This is a genomic window from Candidatus Providencia siddallii (assembly GCF_964026685.1).
Lineage (GTDB): Bacteria > Pseudomonadota > Gammaproteobacteria > Enterobacterales > Enterobacteriaceae > Providencia_A > Providencia_A siddallii_A.
The window spans coordinates 281,979-307,858 of record NZ_OZ034688.1 but is presented as its reverse complement, the minus strand read 5'-3'; the positions used below and the strand labels follow the sequence as shown (position 1 = coordinate 307,858).

Below are 25,880 nucleotides of genomic sequence, written 5' to 3'. Positions count from 1 at the left end.
AAATGATAAAATCATATTTAATATAAATTTATATTATATTAATTTTATTAAAAACCATTTTTAATATATTTTATTAATTAAATATTATTTAATATAATAAAATATTAATAACTAATAATATATTTTATTTTTATCTTTTAAAATTATATTTTTTATCTTATAAAAAAAATATAAAAAAATAATTTTAATAAAATAATATAAATTATAAAATTAAAATTATTTATACATAAAAATATTTATTTTATATATAATTTAATATAAATAATATTATAAATAAACGCATATAAATATCATAATTACATAATCATAAAATTTTTTTGGAGAAAAAATGCGTTATATATATAACATAATTTTAAAATTATTTAAAATTATCTGTAAAACAATAAAATTTATAAGAGAAATAATTTTTAATACTATTTTTATTATTATAATAGTATTAACAATTTGTTTCTTTTCTGTATATAAATTTGATTATAAACAAGAAAAAAACTTTTTTGGAGCTTTATATATTGATATACAAGGTGTGGTTGTAGATCAAATTTCAACACCAAATTCATTATCAAGAATCAGTAATGAAATATTCAATATACAAAATAACCATATGCAAGAAAATTGTTTATTTGATATAGTAAATGCTATTCGTTATGCATCAATTGATCCACGAATTACAGGAATAATTTTATATTTAGATAATTTTTTTGGTGCTGATCAACCATCACTTACATATATCGGAAAAGCAATTAAAGAATTTAAAAATACTAAAAAACCTGTTTATGCTATAGGTAGAAATTATAATCAATCACAATATTATATAGCTAGTTTTGCAGATAAAATTTACTTATATCCTAATGGAACTGTAAACATACAAGGTTTTTCTACTAATTATATATATTACAAATCACTATTAAATAAATTAAAAATTAATAGTCATATATTTAGAGTTGGAACATATAAATCTGCTGTTGAGCCATTAATACGAAATAATATGTCAAAAGAAGTTCGTCAAATAAATCAACATTTATTAAATACAGCATGGAATAACTACTTAAATGATTTAGCTTATAATAGACAATTAACAAAAAAACAAATTTTTCCAGGTTCAAACGTTATTTTAAATAAATTACAATTACTTAATGGAGATTACTCACAATATGCATTAAATCAAAAATTAATAGATAAAATTTATACAAATGAAAAAATAGAAAATACATTAAATAAAGTTTTTGGATGGAATAAAGAAAAAAAACATTTTAATTATATAAGTATATATGATTACTTTAATAAAATTCCAGAAACAAATAATATCAGCAACATTGCTGTAATAGTTGTACAAGGTGCTATTATCGATAATAAACAAATATTTAATACAGATTGTGAAAAAATAGTTTCACAAATTCGTAACGCACGACTTAATAATAATATAAAAGCAATTATTTTAAGAATAAATAGCCCAGGTGGAAGCGTTGATGCATCAGATTTAATACGAAATGAATTAGAAATACTACATAATTTTAAAAAACCAATTGTTGTATCAATGGGTGGAGTAGCAGCTTCTGGTGGTTATTGGATAGCAACCCCTGCAGATTATATTATTGCAAGTCCAAATACATTAACTGGTTCAATTGGTATTTTTACCATAATAAATACTTTTGAAAATTCACTTAAATCAATAGGAATTAATTCAGATAGTGTAACAACGTCTCAATTAACTAATAATATTTTAACAAAAGGAATGAATCAACAACTATCAAATATGATGCAGCTTACAACTAAAAATGGTTATGAAACTTTTATTAAATTAGTTTCAAAATCACGCAAAAAAACAATTAAAGAAATAAATAAAATTGCACAAGGACAAGTTTGGATAGGTGAAGATGCACTTAAAAACGGTTTAATTGATATGTTAGGTGACTTTGATGATGCTATAAATAAAGCAGCTAAATTAGCTAATTTAAATTATACTAAACTTTATTGGATAAAACCAAAATTTACATTTATTGATCAATTATTAATTGAATTAACGCAAGGTAAAATACATAAAATTTTACAAACATTATTTTCATATAATATATCTACAAATATAAAAGATAATATTTTTTTTCTTAATATCGAAAATCAAAAAAAACAATATGCATATTGTTTTAACTGTACAAAAACAAATATTACATAATAAATATAATATTATAAGTTAAATAAATATTAACATTTATTTTATAAACTAATACTTTATTATTTTAATACACATATTCTATAAAATTTTAAATAAAAATTAAAAATAAATAAAACAGTAAATATATTAGGTAATTATCTAATAAATTTAACATATAATTACAAAATAATTAATAAACTATAACAATATAATTATAAATTATTGATTAATTATTATAAAATTTTAAAAAATAAAATATTAAATGTATTTAATAAAATTATATTTATAACATAATTTTAATATTTTTCATATTTTTACTAATAAAATGATTTTTATATTATCAAATTATAAAATAAAAATATTAATTATATTAATATTTAATTTAAATAATATAATTTTTACTTAAAATTATTTAATGATAAAATATTTATTAATTTATAATTTAATTTATTAATACTTTCGGTGAAATATTATGACTATTAAAATAGGTATAAATGGTTTTGGACGAATAGGTCGAACTATTTTTCGCGCTGCTCAAAAACGTTCTGATATAGAAATTGTTGCTATTAATGATCTTCTTGATACAAATTATATTGCATACATGTTGAAATATGATTCAACACATGGTCGTTTTAATGGTACTATTGAAATAAACAATAATAATCTAATTATAAATAATAAAATTATCAAAATTTTTTCAGAAAAAAATCCAATAAAAATAAAATGGGATAATATGTTAGTTGATACTGTTATTGAAGCTACAGGTAATTTTTTAACATACGAAACTGCTTATGATCATATAAAAGCTGGCGCAAAAAAAGTTATTTTAACTGCACCACCAAAAGATGATATCCCAATGTTTGTTATGGGGGTTAATAATAAAACTTATTCAGGGCAAAAAATTATTTCTAATGCATCTTGTACTACTAATTGTTTAGCCCCATTAGCTAAAGTTATAAATGATAAAATTGGTATTATTGAAGGCATAATGACAACAGTTCATGCTATAACAGTAACACAAAAAACAATTGATAGTATTTCTTATAAAGATTGGAGAAATGGTAGAACAGCTTCACAAAATATAATACCTTCTTCAACAGGAGCAGCAAAAGCAGTTGGTAAAGTAATTCCAGAATTAGATGGAAAACTCACCGGTATATCTTTTCGTGTACCGACACATAATGTTTCAGTAGTAGATTTAACTGTACGCTTAAAAAAACCAACAAAATATTCAAAAATTTGTGAAATAATAAAAAAAGCATCTAATAACGAACAAAAAGGTATTTTAGGATACACAGAAGATGACGTTGTATCAAGTGATTTTAATGGTGAAAATTTAACTTCAGTATTTGATGCTAAAGCAAGTATTTCTTTAAATGACAATTTTGCTAAATTAATATCTTGGTATGATAATGAAACAGGTTACTCTAATAAAGTTTTAGATTTAATTTCTTTTATATCAAAATAAATAATTTAATTAATATTAAATGAGAGCCAAGATATTTTTTATGGCTCTCTTATTATTAAAAATATTTATTTTAAAACTTAAAATAAATATTTTTATATTTAAAATAAAAATAATAAAACGAATATTTTATATAAAATTATTTATAAATTGAATTATTAATTATTAGTTATAAAATATATTTTATAATTTATATATTAAAATATTTTTTTAAATTATTAAATATTATATAAAATTAATTTTCAATAAAAAATCAAATTAATAAAAATTAAAAAAACATTTATTAATAATTTATTTTTTTAAAAATTTTTTTATATTTTATAAAATTATATTTATCTAAAATTAGATACTAAATTTTTAAAATCAATTGCAATTCTAATACTTTCATCTAAATAAAAATCAAACTGATCAAATGTTTTCTGTCTATAATTAAAATGTAATAGAGATTTACAACATAAATAATATTTATTAATACAATTAATTTTCATTTTTGTTTCTTCTTTTTTACGAAAAATATAATTAAGAGAAATTAATTTTTCATTTTTTTTAAAACATTTTAAAATTTCATAATTATAATATATATCACAATATTTTTTTTTAATACGATCTAAAGATCTATTTTTTATAAATGATAAATCCTTTGGTATAAAATTATATTTATCATAATTTACTGAACTAATTTTATCATGTTTTAATGAATTTTTTTCAAAACGTTCACCTATTTCATAAATGTTTTTTGTTGATAAAATAATATCTGGAATAACACCAATATTTTGTATACTATTCCCATCAACACGATAAAACTTTTGAAATGTATATTGTATTGATCCTAAAATTGGCCATTCAGGATTTAATAAATTATCATATATACGATTTAAAGTTTTATGTTGTTGAACAGTACCTTTCCCAAAAGTTGGTTCACCAATAATTAATGCTCTTTTATAATCTTGCATTGCAGCAGTAAAAATTTCTGATGCAGATGCACTAAAACAATCTACTAGAACTACCAATAATCCTTTATAAAAATTTTTTATATCACTATCAATTTTTTGATATATATTATTATTACTATCACGAATTTGTACAATAGGACCATTTTTAATGAATAATCCAGATAACAATATTGCTTCATTTAAAATACCACCGCCGTTACCTCGTAAATCTATAATAACAATTGAACAATTATTATTAATAATTTTTTGTAATTTATTATTTACATCATTTGTTAAACCAATATAAAAACTAGGAATATTTAAAATTGCAATTTTATTTTTATCATATTGTTTTAAAACTAATTTAACATTATTATTTTTAAGATAAATTCGATCCCTTATTATTTTTACTATACGAGATTTTGATTTTTTATAATTAGATAATACTTTTAAATAAACTTTACTACCTTTAGGTCCTTTTATTAAATCAATAACATCTTCAATATGCCAACCAAATATATCTATAATAGATTTTTTATTTTGACCTACACCAATTATTTTGTCACCAATGTTTAATTTTTTATTTTTTTCTGCTGGGCTATTAATAATTAATGAATTAATAATTATATTTTCATAATTTTGTTGTAAAATTACACCAATACCATCTAAATATAAAGTAATTTCAGAATTAAATTTTTTAGTATCATATGGAGATAAATAAACAGTATGAGGATCTAATTCATAAGTAAATGAATTAATAATTAATTGAAATACATCTTCACTTTTTAAATGTGTTAAATATTTTAAAATAAAATAATAACGTTTAGTTAATTTTTCTATTATTTCTTGATCATTTTTACCTAATAATTTTAAATTTAACCAATCAAAAATAATTTCTTTATCCCAAAGTCGATTTAATTCCACTATATTTTTTGGCCAAGAAGAATTTGAACGATCAACTTCAAAATAATCATAAGAATTTAAATTTATAGTTTTTTTCAAACGTTCTATAGAATATTTAAAACGTTCAAAACGCTTTTTTTGTATTAAATTAAATAAATTATATAATTTATTTAAATCACCTTTTTTTAATAATTCAATAATATTTATTTTATATCTTAAATATTTATTAACATCCGATTCTAATAAAATATTATGTCTAAAATCTAATGTATTTAAATAGCGATTAAATATCTTTTTTAAAAAATCTTCATTAAAATCAAATTGACAATAATGCAATGTAATTAGTTTCGATACTATTCTTTTAGAAACTGTTGCATGATGTTTTTCTTGTTTTAAAACAGGTAATTCCTTAATATTAATATGCGAAATAGTTCGTGTTTTGCAAGCAAATGAATCAGAAATATTAAAAATAAATAAAATAAAAATAATAAAAAAAATATTCATATATAAAATTACTTTAATAATAAATGTTCTTTTCGTACAATCATCTCAAGTCCATTTGATAATTGAACTCTAAAAATATCTTTAGTTATTTCTAATATTAAAGCATCAAAAATATTACTACCAACTTTTATTTTTAACATTTGACCAATTTTAAGAGAATTTATATTTATAATAGTTTTTAAATCTTTTTTAAAAAAAGTATTTTTTTCTGGTTTTATAAAAATACTATTTAAACATTCTTTACATTTATTATCTATATTTTTATATTTAATATTATGATTAATATCATTAAAACTATTTTTTTTTATTTTTTTTTTAGAAAAATATTTACATTTTTTTTGTTCAAGTTGTTTTAATCGAACACAAGAATTTATATTAACTAATCGTTTACGAGCGTAAATAATATGTTCTTTTTCTAATTCACAAGAATCTTTTCCGTCTAAATCAATTCGTTTTACACCAGCTTTTATAGAATATAAATAACGTTGACTAGAAGTATATGAACGTAAAGCAGAACGCAACTTAGTTTTACTAATATTATCTTCTTCAGATAAACATTTTATTATATCTTTAAATATACCTATCTTTAATGGACGTACCCTACCTTTTTCTATAAAACAATATGGAAAACGTTTTGTTAAAAAAGATATAATTTCTTTGTTATTCAACTTAAGTTGATTTTTCATAAAATTTCCTAAATATTTACTTGTATTATATAAATATATAATATTAATATATTAAAAATTATTAATAATTCTTGAATTAAATAAAAAAATTTTTATATATTTCATATTTTTAATTATTAAATAGCATTATTAAAACCATATTTATAAGTAACTCAATATTATTTTATATTTATAAAAATATAATCTTAGATTTTTAAAAAAATATAAAAAAATACTTTAAATATAAATAAATATTTTTAATTTTCAATTAATAACTAATATTAATTAATTTATTAATTAATATCCATTAGTTAATAAATAAATTTTATATTATTTAATATAAAATTTATTAATTTTTATAATAAATAATATTTTTTCATAATAAATTATTTATTATTAAATTAATATTTTATATTTTTTAATATATTATCATTTAAATTTTTAAACAATAAACAATAAATATACAAACAATTTAATTTGTTTTTTAATAAAAAAATTAAAAAATAAAAAACTAACAAATTATTTTTTAAAATTATATAATAATTATAAAAAATTAAATAAAATAACATAAATATAAAGATATTTTTAATAAATTAAATAACACTAAAAACAAAAAAATAAAATACAAAATATCAATATTATATATATTATTAACGTTTTTTAAAATTATGATTTTAATATATTTATTATAGTATGATAATATTATATAAAATATTTTATATAAATAAAATCATTTAAAAAAATATATAAATAATGAGTAAAAATAAAATAATATTACAATATCAATCTGATGCTGCAATAAAATATTTTGCACCAATTTCTAATCAACCATGGTCAATGTTATTGTATTCAGGAAATGCAAATCATTCATGTAATCAATTTGATATTATTGTATCTGATCCAATAGTTACACTAACTACATATCAAAAAAAAACAATAATTATTGAAAATAAAAAATCATATATTTCAAAAGAAAATCCTTTTAATCTTATATATAAATTTATTAATAAATATAAAATTAAAAATATAATCGATAATACAATACCATTCAATGGTGGAGCTCTTGGTATTTGGAGTTATGATTTAGCTAGACATACTGAAAAAATACCTGAAATAGCTAAAACAGATATCAATTTTCCTGATATGGCAATAGGAATATATTTATGGTCATTAACTATAGATCATTATAATAAAATTATAACATTAATAAGCCATGAAGATGCAAATCTTCGATTAAAATGGTTGTTATCTAAAAAAATATCATATAAAAATAATTTTAAATTGACAACAAAATGGCAAACGAACATGCCAAAAAAAAAATACAAACAAAATATTATTCGTATTCATAAATATTTACAAAATGGAGATTGCTATCAAATTAATTTAGCTCAAAGATTTAAAGCTCAATATACCGGTAATGAATGGCAAGCATTTATATTATTAATTAAAAATAATGCTGTACCATTCTCTTCATATATTTGTTTACAAAACAATATAATAATTTGTTTTTCTCCTGAACGTTTTATTTCATTACGAAATGGTAACATACAAACAAGACCAATTAAAGGTACTTTACCACGTTTAAAAAACATAAAAGAAGACATTAAACAATTTGAAAAATTAAAAAATTCACAAAAAAATCTAGCGGAAAATTTAATGATTGTTGATTTATTACGAAATGATATTGGTAAAACTGCAATACCTGGTTCAATAAAAGTTACAGAGTTATTTAAAGTTGAACAATTCCCTTCTGTATATCATCTAGTTAGTACAATAACAGCAAAATTAAATAAAAAATATAATGCAATAGATCTACTACGTACTTGTTTTCCTGGAGGTTCAATAACAGGTGCTCCAAAAATTAGAGCAATGGAAATAATCGAAGAACTTGAACCACATAAACGACATGGATATTGTGGTGCAATAGGATATATAGATTTTTTAGATAATATGGATACTAATATTGCAATAAGAACATTAATAACATACAAAAAACATATTTTTTGCTGGTCAGGAGGAGGTATTGTTTCTGATAGTAAAATTAATAAAGAATACCAAGAAACATTAGATAAAATTAGTTTAATTTTACCTTTATTAGAAAAAAATTTATCAAAAATTAATTAATAGTATAAACAATATAAATATTTTTTTATACTATTTAAAAGGATTCTATATATTTAAACATATAAAATTTTATTTTTTTTATACAATAAAATTTATATTTTTAAATAAACATCATAATAAAAACGTGTTACAAAAACAAAAAAATATTTTATTATAAATAAAATATCAATATTTTTTAAAATATGTATTATATATATCATATATAATATTAAACTATCATATTTTTAGTTTTAAAAAACATTTTTTAAAAATTACATATAGTGTAAATATACAATAATTTTATATCTAAACACTATAATACATTTCAAATTCTAATGGATGAGGCATAACACGAACTCGTTCGATATCAATATACAATAATTTAATATATGAATCAATAGCATCATTAGTAAATACACCACCACGATTTAAAAATTCTCTATTATTGTCTAGTTGTTCCAATGACTCCTCTAAAGAACTTGATACAACCGGTATTTTTTTTCTTTCATTAATAGATAAATTATATAAATCTTTATCAATTGCATCACCTGGATGTATTTTATTAATAATTCCATCAATACCCGCCATTAATTGAGAAGCAAACGCTAAATATGGATTAGCAGATGGATCTGGAAAACGAACTTCTATACGTCGTAATTTTTCATTTGTAACTATAGGAATACGAATAGACGCTGATCTGTTTCGTTCAGAATATGCTAACATAACTGGAGCTTCAAAACCAGGAACTAAACGTTTATATGAATTAGTAGTTGGATTAGTAAATGCATTTAACGCACGCGCATGTTTTATTATTCCTCCTATATAATATAATGACATATCAGATAATCCACTATATCTATTACCTGCAAATAAATTAATACCGTCTTTTGATAAAGAAATATGACAATGCATTCCAGAACCGTTGTCATCCATTAATGGTTTAGGCATAAAAGTAGCTGTTTTACCATTTAAACGAGCAACATTATGCACTACATATTTATAAATTTGAATTTCATCAGCTTTCTTCGTCATTGTATTAAAACGAATTGCAATTTCATTCTGACCAGCAGTTGCTACTTCATGATGATGAGATTCAATTGTCAAACCCATTTTTTCCATAGCTGAACACATTGCAGAACGTAAATCTTGCGATGAATCAACAGGTGGTATCGGGAAATATCCCTTTCTAACACCAGGTCTATGACCTTTATTACCGTTTTTATATTTAGAACCAGTATTCCAAGCAGCTTCAATATCATCAATATAATAATAACTTCCATTCATATTACTACCATATCGTATATCATCAAAAACAAAAAATTCTGGTTCAGGCCCGAATAAAACACAATCGGCGATCCCGCTGCAAGATAAAAATTTTTCTGCGCGTTTTGAAATAGAACGCGGATCTCTATTATAATTTTTCATTGTCTTAGGCTCTAAAATATCACAACGAATAATTAAAGTCGTATCTAAAAAAAATGGATCTAATAAAACTGTAGATACATCAGGCATTAATACCATATCTGATTCATTTATATTTTTCCAGCCTTCAATCGAAGAACCATCAAACATCTGACCTTTATTAAAAAAATTTTCATTTACTTGTTTTGCAGAAATTGTTATATGTTGATCTTTACCTTTTGTATCTGTAAAACGTAAATCAATAAATTTAACATTATGTGCTTTAATTAATGACATAATATTTTTAACTGACATTTTTTATACTTCCTGGTTAAATTAACTAATACAAATAATATTTATTATTATAAAATTATTAATATACTAAAATAATTAAAAATTAAAAAACAATATTTATTGTTAATTAAAATTTAATATAAAATATATTAGAATTATAATTCTATTGTATAAGTATATGTAAAAACTAACAATAAATATTTGCTAATATACAATGTAATATTAATATATTATATTGATGCAATTAATAATTATTTTAAATAATATTATTATAATTTATTTAATATTAATAATATATAACTTATTTTAAAATTATTCAATATTTCTCAATAACTTATTTATATTAATTTTATTTCTTGAATCTTTATCAACATTTTTTACAATAATAGCACAATAAACACCATGTGTTTTATCTTCTGATTGCATATTTCCAGAAACAACTACAGAACCAGCTGGGACATAACCATAAAAAATTTTTCCAGTATTACGATTATAAATTTTTGTACTTTTACTTAAAAAAACCCCCATTGAAATTATAGAACCTTCTTCTATAATAACACCTTCTACTATTTCTGAACGAGCACCAATAAAACAATCATTTTCAATAATTGTTGGGTTATTTTGTAACGGTTCAAGAACACCACCTATACCTACACCGCCAGATATATGAACATTTTTACCTATTTGAGCACATGAACCAATAGTTGCCCAAGTATCAATCATTGTTCCTTCATCAATATAAGCTCCAATATTAACATAACATGGCATTAAAACAGTATTTTTACCAATATAAGAACCTTTACGTGCAATTGCTTGAGGAACAACCCTAATACATTCTTTTTCAAATCGTTTTTGATCGTAATTGAAAAATTTTGTAGGAATTTTATCAAAATAACAACTTTCAATACCTTTAATGATTTTATTATTTTGTATAATAAACGATAACAATATAGCTTTTTTCAACCATTGATGAGTAATTCATATATCATTTATTTTTTCTGCAACACGTAATTTTCCTATATTCAGCAAATTAATAACATCAAAAACTGCATTTTTAATTTCTAATGATACAGTATTTGGTCTTATTGTGTCTTTATTTTCAAAAGCACTTTCTATAATAGTTTGTAATTTATACATTAATATATCTATATTTTTATAAAAATTATAAGTATTCTACACTTAATTTTAATTATATAAAAGCAATCTTCTATTTTTTTTATGAAAATATTTTTTAACTATATAAAATAATTTATTTTTTTTATTAAAAAATCATTCATTAATTAATATTGCAGAGGAAAATCTTTCTTCTTTACGTAATGTAAATATTTCGCAACCTTTATCAGTTACAAGTAAAGTATGTTCATATTGAGCAGATAAACCTCTGTTTTTAGTTTTTACAGTCCAACCATCTTTCATTATTCTAATACGAGAATCTCCAATATTGATCATCGGTTCAATGGTAAAAGTCATTCCTTTTTGAAAAATAATATTTTTATCTTCTGCATTATAATGTAAAATTTGAGGTTCTTCATGAAAATTTTTACCTATCCCATGTCCACAAAATTCTCTTACTATTGATAAATCATATTTTTCAACAAAATCTTGAATTGTTTTGCCAATAATACATAATCGTACACCTGGTTTTATCATTCTTATTGCTAAATATAAACTTTCTTGGGCGATCTTACAAAGACGCTTCCCTTGAATTGTTGGTTTTCCAACAAAAAACATCTTAGATGTATCAGCATAAAAACCATTTTTAATAACTGTAACATCTATATTAACAATATCACCATTTTTTAGAATTTTTCTATAACTTGGGATACCATGACATACAACATCATTTACTGAAATACAAACAGACTTAGGAAATCCATTGTAATTAAAAATTGCTGGTATAGCTTTTTGTTTATCAATTATATATTTATGACAAATATCATTAAGTTTACCTGTTTTAACACCAGGAACAATGTAATATTCAATCATCTCTAAAACTTCTGCTGCTAAATGCCCTGCTATACGCATTTTTTGAATATCTTTTTCAGTTTTTATAAAAATAGACATAATTAAATTCTATTAGACCAATAAAAAAATAAATAATTTAAATTACAAATTTAAAAAAACAAAATTAAAATATAAATAATTCTGTATATTTAAAAATAAGTAAAATAACATATTTTTATAATAAAAAACAACAAATGTTATATTAAATTTTATATTTATGATATAAAATATATTGTTTTAATTATTTAAATATTTTTTTAAATAAAAAATAATATTTAAAAAAATATTTAACTTAAATAACTAAAATTATTTATAAATAAATATATTATTATATTTTACTTATTTATAAATAAAAAATAAAACAAATATTATAAACATTATAAAAATAAAACTAACAAACATAGAGGTATTAAATGGTAACAGTTTCTATGAAAGATATGATACAAGCAGGTGTGCATTTTGGACATCAAACACGTTATTGGAACCCAAAAATGAAACCTTACATTTTTGGTGTTAAAAACAAAATACACATAATTAATTTAGAAAATACAATTCCAATGTTTAATAATGCTTTGTATGAATTAAATAAAATTACTATAAATAGAGGTAAAATCTTATTTGTTGGAACTAAAAAAGCTGCTAGTAAAACAATCAAAGAAACAGCTAATAATTGTAATCAATATTTTGTTAATTATAGATGGTTAGGTGGTATGCTTACTAATTGGAGAACCGTTCGTCAATCAATAAATCGTTTGAAAGATCTAGAAAATCAATCAAAAGATGGTACTTTTGAAAAATTAACTAAAAAAGAAGCTTTAATATGTTATAGAGAACTTAACAAATTAGAAAATAGCTTAGGTGGGATCAAAAATATGGGAGGATTACCTGATGCTTTATTTATAATTGATGCTAATCACGAACATATTGCAATTAAAGAAGCAAATAATTTAGGTATTCCTATTTTTGCTATAGTTGATACTAATTCTAGCCCAAATGGGATAAATTACGTAATTCCTGGTAATGATGATGCAATTCGAGCAATAAAATTATATATGAATGAAATAACTAAAGTAATTAAAAAAAATAATTTACATAATTTTACATCAGAAATATAAAAAATCAATAATAAATATATTTTTTATAAAAAAACTATATTAAAAAAACAAAATAATTATTTAATAATAATATTATTAATATTTTTAAATAAAAATAAAACATTAATAAAACATAATTTTATGAAATATATAAAAGGAAATAAATTTCATGAATGAAAAAATAACTTCATTAATAAAAGAATTAAGAAAACGTACTGATATAAGCATAATTGAATGTAAAAAAGCATTAATCAAAACTAATGGTGATATTGATTTAGCAATAGACTTACTTCGAAAATCAGGTAAAACAATAGCAACTAAAAAATCAGGACGAATCACAACAGAAGGTGTTATTTTAACTAAAATTTTTGATAATGGGAAATTTGGAGTTATAATAGAACTTAATTGCGAAAGCGATTTTGTTGCTAAAAATAATAATTTTTTATCATTTGGAAAAGAAATTTTGTTTTTAACATATCTTAATAAATATTGTAATCTACAAGATTTAAAAACTGATTTAGAAAAATCTCGAATAGATTTAATTACTAAAGTTAAAGAAAATATAAATATACGTAGATTTAAAATTTTAAAAGATATTCAAATTGAAAATTATTTACATAATAATCGCATAGGCGTTTTAGTATCAGCAAAAAAAACTAATAAACAATTTTTAAAATATATTGCAATGCATATTGCTGCATGTAAACCACAGTATTTTAGCCCTGAAAAAATTCCATCTGATATTATTAATCATGAATATAAAATTCAATTAGAAATCGCAATTCAATCTGGAAAACCTAATGAAATTACAAAAAAAATAGTTATAGGACAAATGAATAAATTTACTAAAGAAATATCATTAATTACACAACCTTTTGTTATTGACCCCAAAAAAACTGTTGGGGATTTTATTAAAGAAAATAATATAAATATTACTAATTTTATTCGTTTTGAATTAGGTGAAAATATATAAAATCCATTTTTTTAGAAAATATTTAAAATAAAATGATAATTATTTATATTTTTATTAAAAATATTTAAATCAAAATAATTTAATAAACATTTTAAAAATATAAACTATATTAACAATTATAAAAACCATTTTATATATCGATTATATTCATATTTATCTTAATGAATAATTCGTTTGGACGTAATATAATGACAAACAATACAAAAATCATTTATCAACGAATTTTACTTAAATTAAGCGGAGAAGCTTTGCAAGGAGAAGAAGGTTTTGGTATTGATAATAAGCTTTTAAAAATTATAGCTTTAGAAATAAAAGAATTAATAAAATTAGGAATAGAAGTAGGTATTGTCATTGGAGGTGGGAATTTATTTCGAGGATCAAAATTAGCAAAATCTGGAATAAGCCATGTTGTTGGTGATTATATGGGTATGTTAGCTACAATAATGAATGGATTAGCAATATGTGATACTTTAAATCATATTAGCGTAAATACAAAATTAATGTCTGCTATTCCATTAAATGGAATCTGTAATATTTTTAATTTAAAAAAAGCAATAAGCCTATTACAACATAAAAATGTTATAATTTTTTCTGGAGGTATAGGAAATCCATTTTTTACAACAGATTCAGCTGCATGTTTACGTGGGCTTGAAATAAAAGCAGATATAATATTAAAAGCAACAAAAGTTAATGGAGTTTATTCTTCAGACCCAAATAAAAATAACAAAGCATTTATGTATAAAAAATTAAGTTACAAAGAAGTTTTAAAACATAAATTAAAAATTATGGATTTAACTGCATTTACATTAGCACAAGATCATAATTTACCGATTCTTATTTTTAATATAAAAAAACCAAATGCTTTACGAGATATCATATTTGGTAAAAACATAGGAACTCTTATCACACATAACTAAATTAATAAAAATTTTTATAAAAACAATTTAAAAAACTTTATTTTAACTACAAAATTTTTAAAGGTTTAAACGTGATTAACGAAATTCATAAAGATGCTAAAAACCGTATGGAAAAAAGCATAGAGATACTAAAAAATCAAATTAATAAAATTCATGCAGGACGAATTTCTCCAAATATATTAGATAATATTATAGTTGAATGTTATGGTTCCACAATACCTATACGCCAATTATCAAATATAACTGTAGAAAATTCATCTACATTAAACGTATCTGTTTTTGATAAAAAAACTTTACATTTAATTGAAAAAGCCATTATAACATCAAATTTAGATTTAAACACATCTTCATCTGGTAATATAATTAGAATTTTATTTCCTCCTTTAACCGAGGATCGCAGAAAAAAACTTATAAAGATAATACGTAATAATTCAGAACAAAATAAAATCACTATACGTAATATTCGAAGATATGCAAACGATAAAATAAAAATTTTATTAAAAGATAAAAAAATAACAGAAGATGAAGAACGTAAATCGCAAGATTATATTCAAAAACTAACAGACAAATTTATAAAAATAACAGATGAAATTTTAACACAAAAAGAAACTGAATTATTAAAATTTTAATTTTTTATTAAAGCCACATAAAATAATAATTGTACATAATAATATAGTTTGTGGCTTTGCTATATTATAGTATTAATTAATCAGAGCATTTGATCAATATGAAACGTATTACTATTTTGGGTTCTACAGGATCAATTGGTACAAGTACACTTTCAGTTGTTAGACAACATCCTAAAAGATTTAAAATTATTGCTTTAGTTGCAAATAAAAATGTAAAAACAATGGCAAATCAATGCATTGAATTTAATCCAAAATATGCATCTATGACAGATAAATTTTCTGCTAAAATATTAAAAAAAATTTTATTTGAACATAATTGCAAAACAGAAGTATTATCAGGTGAAAAATCTGCAATAGAATTAGCAGGATTAAATGAAGCTGATCAAATAATGTCCGCAATTACTGGAATTGCAGGTTTATTACCAACACTAGCAGCAATTCGTAACGGTAAAAAAATTTTATTAGCAAATAAAGAATCACTTATTACTAGCGGTCGTTTATTTTTTAATGCTATTAATAAATATAATGCATCAGTAATTCCAATTGATAGCGAACATAACGCAATCTTTCAAAGTTTACCTAAAATTATACAAAAAAAATTAGGTTTTGCAAATTTATATGCATCGGGTATTTTAAGTATTATTTTAACAGGTTCTGGAGGCCCATTTATAAAAACCCCATTAAATTATTTTGATAAAATAACTCCCAATGAAGCTTGTAAACATCAAAATTGGTCAATGGGGAAAAAAATTTCTGTAGATTCTGCTACAATGATGAATAAAGGTCTAGAATATATTGAAGCATGTTATTTTTTTAATGCTTCTTCAAAAGAAATTGAAATAATAATTCATCCTCAATCAGTCATACATTCAATGGTCCGATATATAGATGGTAACGTAATTGCTCAATTAGGAACCCCTGATATGAAAACATCAATTTCATATAGCATGTCTTATCCAAAACGAATTAAATCAGGAGCAAAACCACTTGATTTTACAAAACTTTCATCATTAACATTCATACAACCAGATTATAAACGTTATCCTTGTTTAAAATTAGCAATAAATGCCTGTCAACAAGGACAAGCAGCTACAACTATTTTAAATGCAGTAAATGAAATAACCGTAGCTTCTTTTCTTAATGGAAAAATTCGTTTTACTGACATAGCAAAAATTAATAATATTATTTTAGAAAACGAACATTTTTCTGAACCAAAATCAATTGAAGACATTTTAGAAATAGACAAAATAGCACGTTATAAAACCACTGAAATAATTTCAAAAATATAATTTCACATATTTAATTACAAAATATTGTTAATTGTAATATATTATTTGTAAAATATATTAAAATACAAAAATATTTTCTATTAATAAAATTATTATAAAATAAATACAAAAAAATAAAATATAACATTAAGGATCAATATGTAATGAAATGTAGCTGTAAAAATTTATCTAAATTAATAATACCTAAACATGTTGCTATAATTATGGATGGTAATGGACGATGGGCAAAAAAAAAAGGAAAACTTAGAATTATAGGTCATAAAGCAGGTATTAAATCTATAAAAAATTCTATACGTTTTGCGTTAACAAAAAAAATTAACTCGCTTACATTATTCGCGTTTAGCAGCGAAAATTGGAAAAGACCTGAACAAGAAATAAAATCATTAATGGAATTATTTACTTTTACATTAAACAATGAAATAAAAACTCTACATAACAATAATATAATATTAAAAATAATTGGTGATATCAGTCGCTTTAATAAACATATAAAAGAAGAAATTTTAAAAGCACAAGAATTAACAAAAAACAATAACGGATTAAAATTAAACATTGCAGCAAATTATGGAGGACGTTGGGATATAGTTAATAGCGTAAAACAAATTTACAAAAAAATAAAAAATGGGGAACTTTCTATTAAAAATGTAAATGAAAAAACTATAAATAACTATATTTGTATGAATGATCAAAAAAATATTGATTTAGTAATAAGAACAGGTGGAGAACACCGTATTAGTAATTTTTTATTATGGCAAATAGCTTACTCAGAACTTTATTTTACAAATGTTCTGTGGCCAGATTTTAACGAAATAGCTTTTCAAGATGCTATTAATGCATTTAGTAAACGTAAGCGTCGTTATGGAGGAACTGAATCAAATAATGAATTCATTCAATAAAAAAAAAGAAGATACTCTAAAAACACGTTTTTTCACAACAATAATTTTAATACCAATTGTTATTGCTATATTATTTTTACTTTCTCCTGAAAAATTTGGATTTATAGTAATTATTGTTTGTACATTAGGAGCATGGGAATGGACAAAATTTATAGGTTGGAAATCACAAAAAAAACGTATTGGTTTTGCAATATCTTTTACAATAATATTACTTATGATTCAATTTTCTTTTTCTGATATCACAAAAATTATAAATGAACCTATTATTATTTATGGATTATGGATTGGTCTTATTTGGTGGGTAATAACTATATTTTTAACAATAACATATCCTGCTTCAACTTTTTTATTTAACTCGGTTATTATGATTATTTTATTTGGTTTTTTAACTATAATACCTTTTTATTGTGGTATGATGACATTGCGAACTATTAGTTATCATACTAATACATTTTTAGGATCTTGGTGGTTATTATACGTAATGTTACTAGTTTGGGGATCTGATTCAGGAGCATACGCATTTGGTAGAACTATAGGATATAATAAATTAGCACCTAAAATTTCTCCAAACAAAACATGGGAAGGGTTATTAGGTGGTTTAATTATATCAGAAATTATCTCATGGTTATTTATAACGTTTGCACCAGTATATATAATACCAAATTACTTAAAAACTATTTCTATAATTGTAGTTATAATGTCAATCTTTGGTGATTTAACTGAAAGTATGTTTAAAAGACAATCCAATATAAAAGATAGTAGTAATTTAATACCAGGACATGGAGGAATACTTGACCGTATTGATAGTTTAACTGCTGCAATTCCTGTTTTTGCAGGACTAAATTTATTAATTTTTAACGGATTTAGTTTTTAGGAGGATAAAATGGAATTTATTTGAAACCTAACTGCTTTTATTATAACAATAGGTGTTTTAATAACCGCACATGAATTTGGTCATTATTTTATTGCACGACAATGTGGTGTACATATAGAACGTTTTTCAATTGGGTTTGGTAAAATTTTATGGCGTAAATTTAATAAACATAATACAGAATTTATCATAGCCATGATACCACTTGGTGGTTATGTAAAAATGATGGATGAACATACTAGTATAATTCCTCCTGAATTTCGTAATATGGCTTTCAATAATAAAAAAATATGGCAACGAACTGCAATAATAATAGCAGGACCAATAGCCAATTTTTTATTAGCTGTTATTGTATATTGTTTAGTATATATGATTGGTACTCAATCAACAAAACCAATTATAGAAGATATAAAACCAGGTTCTATTGCAGAGTTTGCAAAATTAACACCAAAAATGGAAATAATATCAATTGATGATATAGACACACCTAATTGGAATACAGTTAGGTTGGCTTTAATTGCTAAAATTGGTAATTCTAAAATAAAAACTAAAATTTTAGTTGAAGGTTCTAAAAAACCTTTAACTAAAATTATAAATTTAAAACATTGGAATTTTGACCCAGAAAAACAAGATCCTATAATATCTATAGGAATCATGCCGATATCATCAAAAACTAATAATATAATAAAAAAAATAAAAATCGGAACTGCTGGGGATAGATCAGGATTAATTCCTAATGATAAAATAATAAATGTAAATGGTAAAAATCTAAATAATTGGAATACAATTAATAATATTATTTATAATAACCCTAATATCCCATTATTATTAAAAATAGAACGAAATAAAAAAATTATATTTTTGACATTAACACCAGACATAAAAAAAGAACAAAATAATAAACAAGTAGGATTCGCTGGTATAGAATTTTTAGTTAAACCTTTAGAAAATAAATATAAAATAATTGAACAATATGAACCATTTTTAGCTTTTTATAAATCAATTAAAAAAACATGGCAATTAATAAAAATTACTGTTAATATGATAAGCAAATTATGTATCGGTGATATAAAACTAAATAATTTAAATGGACCTATATCTATTGCAAAAGGAGCAGGTGTTTCTGCAGAATTGGGTTTAGTATATTATCTAATGTTTATTGCACTTATTAGTATAAATCTAGGTGTAGTAAATTTGTTTCCATTATCTGTATTGGACGGTGGACAATTATTTTTTTTACTTATTGAAAAAATAAAAGGAAAACCAGTATCTGCTAAAATACAAAATATTAGTTTTAAAATAAGCATTTTAATTTTAATAATATTAATGACTCTTGCACTTTTTAATGATTTATCTCGATTTTAATTTTTTAATAAAATATATAATAATGTTTATAAGAAAAATGCTAATAATATTATTAATTAACATAATTAATACATATGCATCAAATAATTTTCAAATTAAAGATATTCATCTTGAAGGTCTGCATAGAGTTGCAATCAATAAAACACTATTAAATTTACCATTTAAAATTGGTGATTTTATAAATAATGAAGACATTAGCAATTCAATTCGTATACTATTTTCAACAGGTGAATTTGAATCAATAAAAGTACTAAATGATAAAAATATATTAATTTATCAAATAAAAGAGCGACCAATAATAACTAATATAATTTTTAAAGGTAATAAAAGTATTAAAAATGATGTTATTCAAAACAATTTAAATTTATTAAATATAAAAATTGGAGAAACACTTGATAACACAAAAATTTTAAAATTTAAAAAAGAATTAGAAAATTTTTATTTTAGTATTGGTAAATATAAAGCAAAAATAAAATCAATTATTATTAAATCACAACAAAATCAAGTTAATTTAAAATTTGTTTTTTTTGAAGGTAAATACGCAAAAATTCAACAAATTAATATTATAGGAAACAAACATTATTCTACTTCAGAATTATTAAACGAATTAAATTTAAAAGATAATATTAATTTATGGAATTTTTTTTCTAGTAAAAAATATCAACAAGAAAAATTAGCAGATGATCTAAATAAATTACGTAATTTTTATCTTAATAGAGGATATATTCGTTTTCAAATTAATTCTAGTCAAATTAATGTAACACCAGATAAAAAAAATATTTATATAACAATAAATATTACAGAAGGAAATCAATATAAATTATCTGATATAAAAGCTAATATTAATAATTTAGACCATTTAAATGATATTAAAAAAATCACAACAATAACAAATAATATGTTATATAATGAAAATTATATAACAAGCATAGAAAATAAAATTAAAACAATATTATCTTACTATGGTTATGCTTATCCACATATAATAATTCAACCTGAAATTAATGACAAAAATAAAACTGTGAAATTATATTTACATATTAACACTGGAAATAAAATTTATGTTCGCAGAATATATTTTCAAGGTAATTATATTACTAAAGATTCTATTTTACGACGTGAACTTCAACAAATGGAAGGAACTTGGTTAAATATCAATCTTATTGAATTAGGAAAGGAGCGTTTAAATAAAACTGGATTTTTTGAAACAATTGATGTTGAAATACAACGCATACCTAATAATCAAGTAAATATTATTTATAAAGTAAAAGAACGTAACATAGGTTCTATAAACTTAGGATTAGGTTTTGGAACAGAAAGTGGTATAAGTTATCAAATTAGTATAAAACAAATTAACTTGTTTGGTTCAGGTAAAGAAATTGAAATTAATGCTAATAAAAATAATTATTTAAATAATATTGAATTATCATTCGCAAATCCATATCTAACAAATAATGGAATTAGTATAAACAACAAAATTTTTTACAATGATTTCAATGCATTAAATGCTGATTTATCTAATTTTAATAATAAATCATATGGATTTGATAACTTTTTTAACGTTCCATTTAATGAAAAAAATAAAATTAAACTAGGTATAAATTATATAAATAATAATATATATAATATACGCCCTCAAGCTGCAATGTGGAACTATTTTAATTCAATTGGGTTAAATCCTACAATTAATGAAAATGGTCGAAGTGAAGAAAATTTTAATTCAAATGAAGTTGCTTTGAATTTAGGATGGACTTTTAATACACTAAATGATATTTTTTTTCCTACTAATGGAAACAAAACTGTTTTATCAAGTAAAATAACTACACCTGGTTTTAAAAATAAATATTATAAATTATGTTTTAATACAATACAATATTATCCGTTAAATAAAAATAAAACTTGGATTATATTAAGCAAACTACAAACAGGTTATGGTAATGGGTTCTATAATAAACAATTACCATTTTTTGAAAATTTTTATGCAGGTGGTTTAAATAGTATTCGTGGTTTTCAATTAAATAATATAGGACCAAAAGCTATTTATTTACAATTAAATAAAATAAATAAAATAATTGAACCTGAATTTAATAGTCCATCAAATGATGCAATAGGTGGAAACGCTATATATACAATAACATTTGAATTAATAACCCCAACACCATTTTTAAATAAAGAAAATTCAAATTCTATACGTACTTCAATTTTTATTGATGCAGGAACTGTATGGGATACTAATTGGAAATATACTAATTCTAATTGGCATATTAACGAATCTAATCATAATAAACCAACACATATTCGCAGTTCTATTGGTGTTTCTTTGCAATGGATATCACCTGTTGGTCCATTAATTTTTTCATATGCAAAACCAATAAAAAATTTTAAAAATGATAAAATAGAAGAATTTCAATTTAATATTGGTAGAACATGGTAATTTTAAAAAAATATTTTTTAAAATAAATAGTTTTTAAAAACACAAATTATTAAGGAGAGTAGTATGAAAAAATTATTTTTTCAAATTATTATTAGCATTTTTTTACTAACATCAAAAAATATTTTTGCTGAAAAAATTGCTATTGTAAATATTAATGAAATATTTAAATCTATGCCTGATCGAGAAATTATTGTTAAACAACTTGAAGATGAATTTCAAAGTCGTGCAACAGAATTAGAAAATTTAGAAAGAGATTTACGAATACATATAAAAAAATTACATCGTGACGGTTCATCTATGAAAAAATTTGAACGTAAAAATCTCGAATCAGAACTAATTGCAAAACGCAATCAATTTACTGAAAAAGCTAATAAATTTGAAGAAGATACTAAACGTCGACAAACTGAAGAACGTGATAAAATATTACACCGTATTCAAGAAACTATTAAATCAATAGCAAATAAAGAAGGATACGATATTCTTATTGATGCAAATGCAATAGCTTATGCAAAAAATAATTTAGATATTACAAACTATATTCAAAAAAAGATTAAATAACAAATGTTTTCAATTCAATTAATTGACCTTGCAAAACAATTAAATGCACAATTACATGGCAATGGCAATATTATAATTAATGGAATAGCACCAATACATTTAGCAAATAATAAACAAATAACTTTTTTATCAAATAACCATTATATTAATAATCTTAAAAATTGCAAAGCAGCCGCAGTAATACTCACAAAGAAAAATCTTAAATATTGCAATATTACTGCATTAGTTGTAGAAGATCCTTATGTTGCTTATGCATATATAGCACAAATTATGGATACAACACCATCACCAGCAAAAAATATTCATACATCTGTAATTATTAATAACGATGTAAAAATAGGAAAAAATGTATCAATCGGTGCTAATACTGTTATAGAAACAGGAGTAGTATTATGCGATAATGTAAAAATTGGAGCTGGATGTTTTATTGGAAAAAATGTTTTTATTAAAAAAAAAACATATCTTTGGGCAAATATTACTATTTATCACAATGTTAAAATAGGTAAAAATTGTATAATTCATTCTAATACTGTTATTGGATCTGATGGGTTTGGTTATGCTAATAAAGAAGGAAATTGGATAAAAATTCCTCAATTAGGTACAGTAATTATAGGTGATAATGTAAAAATAGGTGCAAGTACTACAATTGATCGTGGTGCATTAGATAATACAATAATAGGCAATGGAGTTATTATAGATAATCAATGTCAAATTGCGCATAATGTTGTAATTGGCGATAATACAGCAATTGCTGGTGGCGTAATTATGGCTGGAGGACTTAAGATTGGTAAATCTTGCATAATTGGCGGCGCAAGTGTATTTAACGGTCATATAGAAATATGTGATAAAGTAACTATAACAGGAATGGGGATGGTTATGCGTTCAATTAATAAACCAGGCATATATTCTTCTGGTATTCCATTGCAACCTAATAAAATTTGGCGTAAAACAACTGTTTTAATTTTAAATATCGATACTATTAATAAACGATTAAAAACAATTGAACATATAGTTAATAGTAAAAATCAAAAAAAACAATAATTACATTTGTAATTCAAATTAAAAAATAATTTGAATTACGTTTTCCGGCCTGCAAAATTAACCTAATTAAAAGGTTATACAGCAGGCCGATTCATTAATTAATTGATAATAAACAGGAAAATTATTTCGATGAGTGATATTCATACTCTGAATATAGAAGAAATTTTAGAACTGCTTCCACACCGTTATCCATTTCTTTTAGTGGATCGTGTATTAAATTTTACAAAAGGTAAATCATTGTGTGCAATAAAAAATGTTTCATATAACGAATCTTTATTTCAAGGACATTTTCCTGGTAAACCAATTTTTCCTGGAGTATTAATATTAGAAGCAATGGCACAAGCAACAGGTATTCTTGCTTTTAAAAGCACAGGAAAATTAGAACAAGACGAATTATATTATTTCGCAGCAATTGATAATGCCCGTTTTAAACGTCCTGTTTTACCTGGAGATCAAATGATTTTAGAAGTAGAATTTATTAAAGAACGTCGTGGAGTTGCTCGTTTTAAAGGTATAGCAAAAGTTGATGGAGAAATAGCGTGCGAAGCAGAAATGATGTGTGCTCGTCGTCGTGAAAACTGATATGATTGAGAATACAACTTACATACATCCATCATCTATTATAGAAAAAAAAGCTATTGTTGGAACTAATGTTCGTATAGGTCCATTCTGTTATATAGGAGATAATGTAGAAATTGGCGAAGGAACCGTATTAAAATCTCATATAGTTATTAATGGATACACAAAAATTGGTCGAAATAATATTTTTTTTCAATTTTCTTCTATTGGAGAAATCAATCAAGACCTTAAATACAATGGAGAACCTACACGCTTTGAAATTGGTGATAGAAATTGTATTAGAGAAAATGTGACAATTCATAGAGGAACAATGCAAGGAGGTGGTTTAACTAAAATTGGTAATGATAATTTATTAATGGTTAATGTACACATAGCTCATGATTGTATTATAGGAAATAATTGTATTATAGCAAATAATGGTACATTAGGTGGTCATGTTATAATTGATGATTTTGCTATCATAGGTGGAATGAGCGCAATTCATCAATTTTGCAAAATAGGATCTTATGCAATGATTGGTGGATGTTCTGGTGTGTCTCAAGATGTTCCTCCATATATTATAGCACAAGGTAATCACGCAACACCTTTTGGATTAAATATTGAAGGACTAAAACGTCACGGATTTAAAAAAGAATCGTTACAATATATTCGTAATGCATATAAAATATTATACTGTTCAGGAAAATCTTTAAAATCTGCTCGAGAAGAAATTGATAAAATAGCTAAATTAAATAAGCATGTAAAAATTTTTAGTGATTTTTTAAAAAAGTCATCACAATCTAAACGTGGTATTATTCGTTAATTACAATCTTAT

20 protein-coding genes and 1 pseudogene are annotated in these 25,880 nt (G+C 22.3%); 16 read left to right on the top strand and 5 right to left on the bottom strand.

Going from position 1 to position 25,880, the window contains the following annotated elements; genetic code table 4:
- The first annotated feature begins 328 nt into the window (after positions 1-328).
- Both sppA and gap read left to right on the top strand, forming a co-directional pair.
- The gene (gene sppA, locus AAGD61_RS01320) at positions 329-2,170 is read left to right on the top strand and encodes a signal peptide peptidase SppA (RefSeq protein ID WP_341765232.1); all 1,842 of its coding nucleotides are present in this window, start codon (positions 329-331) and stop codon (positions 2,168-2,170) included.
- Between the two features lie 451 nt (positions 2,171-2,621).
- Complete coding sequence (gap, locus tag AAGD61_RS01315; RefSeq protein ID WP_341765231.1) at positions 2,622-3,617, top strand: type I glyceraldehyde-3-phosphate dehydrogenase; 996 nt, start codon at positions 2,622-2,624, stop codon at positions 3,615-3,617.
- Between the two features lie 329 nt (positions 3,618-3,946).
- Here the strand turns inward: gap and AAGD61_RS01310 are convergent, their stop codons facing one another.
- Both AAGD61_RS01310 and proQ read right to left on the bottom strand, forming a co-directional pair.
- On the bottom strand, positions 3,947-5,953 hold the full coding sequence (locus AAGD61_RS01310) for a carboxy terminal-processing peptidase (protein ID WP_341765230.1): 2,007 nt from the start codon (positions 5,951-5,953) through the stop codon (positions 3,947-3,949).
- 8 nt (positions 5,954-5,961) lie between these two features.
- The gene (gene proQ, locus AAGD61_RS01305; protein WP_341765229.1) at positions 5,962-6,639 is read right to left on the bottom strand and encodes an RNA chaperone ProQ; all 678 of its coding nucleotides are present in this window, start codon (positions 6,637-6,639) and stop codon (positions 5,962-5,964) included.
- 732 nt (positions 6,640-7,371) lie between these two features.
- Between proQ and pabB the strand changes: the two genes are divergently transcribed.
- A complete protein-coding gene (gene pabB, locus AAGD61_RS01300; protein WP_341765228.1) occupies positions 7,372-8,742 on the top strand; it encodes an aminodeoxychorismate synthase component I in 1,371 nt (456 codons plus the stop codon).
- Between the two features lie 285 nt (positions 8,743-9,027).
- On the opposite strand, the gene glnA is transcribed toward pabB, so the two are convergent.
- The 3 genes from glnA to map form a co-directional block, all read right to left on the bottom strand.
- Positions 9,028-10,437 (bottom strand): glutamate--ammonia ligase, encoded by a 1,410-nt coding sequence (gene glnA / locus AAGD61_RS01295; protein WP_341765227.1) that lies wholly within the window; start codon positions 10,435-10,437, stop codon positions 9,028-9,030.
- 291 nt (positions 10,438-10,728) lie between these two features.
- Positions 10,729-11,553: a 2,3,4,5-tetrahydropyridine-2,6-dicarboxylate N-succinyltransferase gene (gene dapD, locus AAGD61_RS01290; protein WP_341765226.1), complete on the bottom strand. Its 825-nt coding sequence runs from the start codon at positions 11,551-11,553 to the stop codon at positions 10,729-10,731.
- Positions 11,554-11,601: 48 nt separating this feature from the next.
- Complete coding sequence (map, locus tag AAGD61_RS01285) at positions 11,602-12,480, bottom strand: type I methionyl aminopeptidase (protein ID WP_341765225.1); 879 nt, start codon at positions 12,478-12,480, stop codon at positions 11,602-11,604.
- Between the two features lie 353 nt (positions 12,481-12,833).
- Between map and rpsB the strand changes: the two genes are divergently transcribed.
- From rpsB to lpxA, 13 genes and pseudogenes are all read left to right on the top strand, one after another.
- Positions 12,834-13,535, top strand: coding sequence for a 30S ribosomal protein S2 (gene rpsB / locus AAGD61_RS01280; protein ID WP_341765224.1), 702 nt, complete (start codon positions 12,834-12,836; stop codon positions 13,533-13,535).
- Positions 13,536-13,683: 148 nt separating this feature from the next.
- Entirely contained in the window at positions 13,684-14,487 is an 804-nt protein-coding gene (tsf, locus tag AAGD61_RS01275; RefSeq protein ID WP_341765223.1) for a translation elongation factor Ts, read from the top strand.
- A 188-nt stretch (positions 14,488-14,675) separates the two neighbouring features.
- Positions 14,676-15,404: a UMP kinase gene (gene pyrH, locus AAGD61_RS01270; protein WP_341765294.1), complete on the top strand. Its 729-nt coding sequence runs from the start codon at positions 14,676-14,678 to the stop codon at positions 15,402-15,404.
- A 71-nt stretch (positions 15,405-15,475) separates the two neighbouring features.
- Positions 15,476-16,033, top strand: coding sequence for a ribosome recycling factor (gene frr / locus AAGD61_RS01265; RefSeq protein ID WP_341765222.1), 558 nt, complete (start codon positions 15,476-15,478; stop codon positions 16,031-16,033).
- Between the two features lie 98 nt (positions 16,034-16,131).
- Positions 16,132-17,322, top strand: coding sequence for a 1-deoxy-D-xylulose-5-phosphate reductoisomerase (gene ispC / locus AAGD61_RS01260; protein WP_341765221.1), 1,191 nt, complete (start codon positions 16,132-16,134; stop codon positions 17,320-17,322).
- Between the two features lie 143 nt (positions 17,323-17,465).
- On the top strand, positions 17,466-18,218 hold the full coding sequence (gene uppS / locus AAGD61_RS01255; protein ID WP_341765220.1) for a polyprenyl diphosphate synthase: 753 nt from the start codon (positions 17,466-17,468) through the stop codon (positions 18,216-18,218).
- Positions 18,181-19,092, top strand: a complete 912-nt coding sequence (locus AAGD61_RS01250; RefSeq protein WP_341765219.1) for a phosphatidate cytidylyltransferase — start codon at positions 18,181-18,183, stop codon at positions 19,090-19,092. The genes uppS and AAGD61_RS01250 overlap by 38 nt, the downstream gene beginning before the upstream one ends.
- A gap of 9 nt (positions 19,093-19,101) precedes the next feature.
- Positions 19,102-20,454 (top strand): sigma E protease regulator RseP, encoded by a 1,353-nt coding sequence (gene rseP / locus AAGD61_RS01245; protein ID WP_341765218.1) that lies wholly within the window; start codon positions 19,102-19,104, stop codon positions 20,452-20,454.
- A 22-nt stretch (positions 20,455-20,476) separates the two neighbouring features.
- Positions 20,477-22,888, top strand: a complete 2,412-nt coding sequence (bamA, locus tag AAGD61_RS01240) for an outer membrane protein assembly factor BamA (protein WP_341765217.1) — start codon at positions 20,477-20,479, stop codon at positions 22,886-22,888.
- 63 nt (positions 22,889-22,951) lie between these two features.
- Positions 22,952-23,446 carry an OmpH family outer membrane protein gene (locus tag AAGD61_RS01235; RefSeq protein ID WP_341765216.1) on the top strand — a complete coding sequence of 165 codons (495 nt, stop codon included), beginning with the start codon at positions 22,952-22,954 and terminating at the stop codon, positions 23,444-23,446.
- Positions 23,447-23,449: 3 nt separating this feature from the next.
- Positions 23,450-24,487, top strand: coding sequence for a UDP-3-O-(3-hydroxymyristoyl)glucosamine N-acyltransferase (gene lpxD / locus AAGD61_RS01230; RefSeq protein WP_341765215.1), 1,038 nt, complete (start codon positions 23,450-23,452; stop codon positions 24,485-24,487).
- 129 nt (positions 24,488-24,616) lie between these two features.
- Positions 24,617-25,063, top strand: a pseudogene (gene fabZ / locus AAGD61_RS01225) (3-hydroxyacyl-ACP dehydratase FabZ); the annotation flags it as partial.
- Positions 25,064-25,070: 7 nt separating this feature from the next.
- Positions 25,071-25,868 (top strand): acyl-ACP--UDP-N-acetylglucosamine O-acyltransferase, encoded by a 798-nt coding sequence (gene lpxA, locus AAGD61_RS01220; RefSeq protein WP_341765293.1) that lies wholly within the window; start codon positions 25,071-25,073, stop codon positions 25,866-25,868.
- Positions 25,869-25,880: the final 12 nt, after the last annotated feature.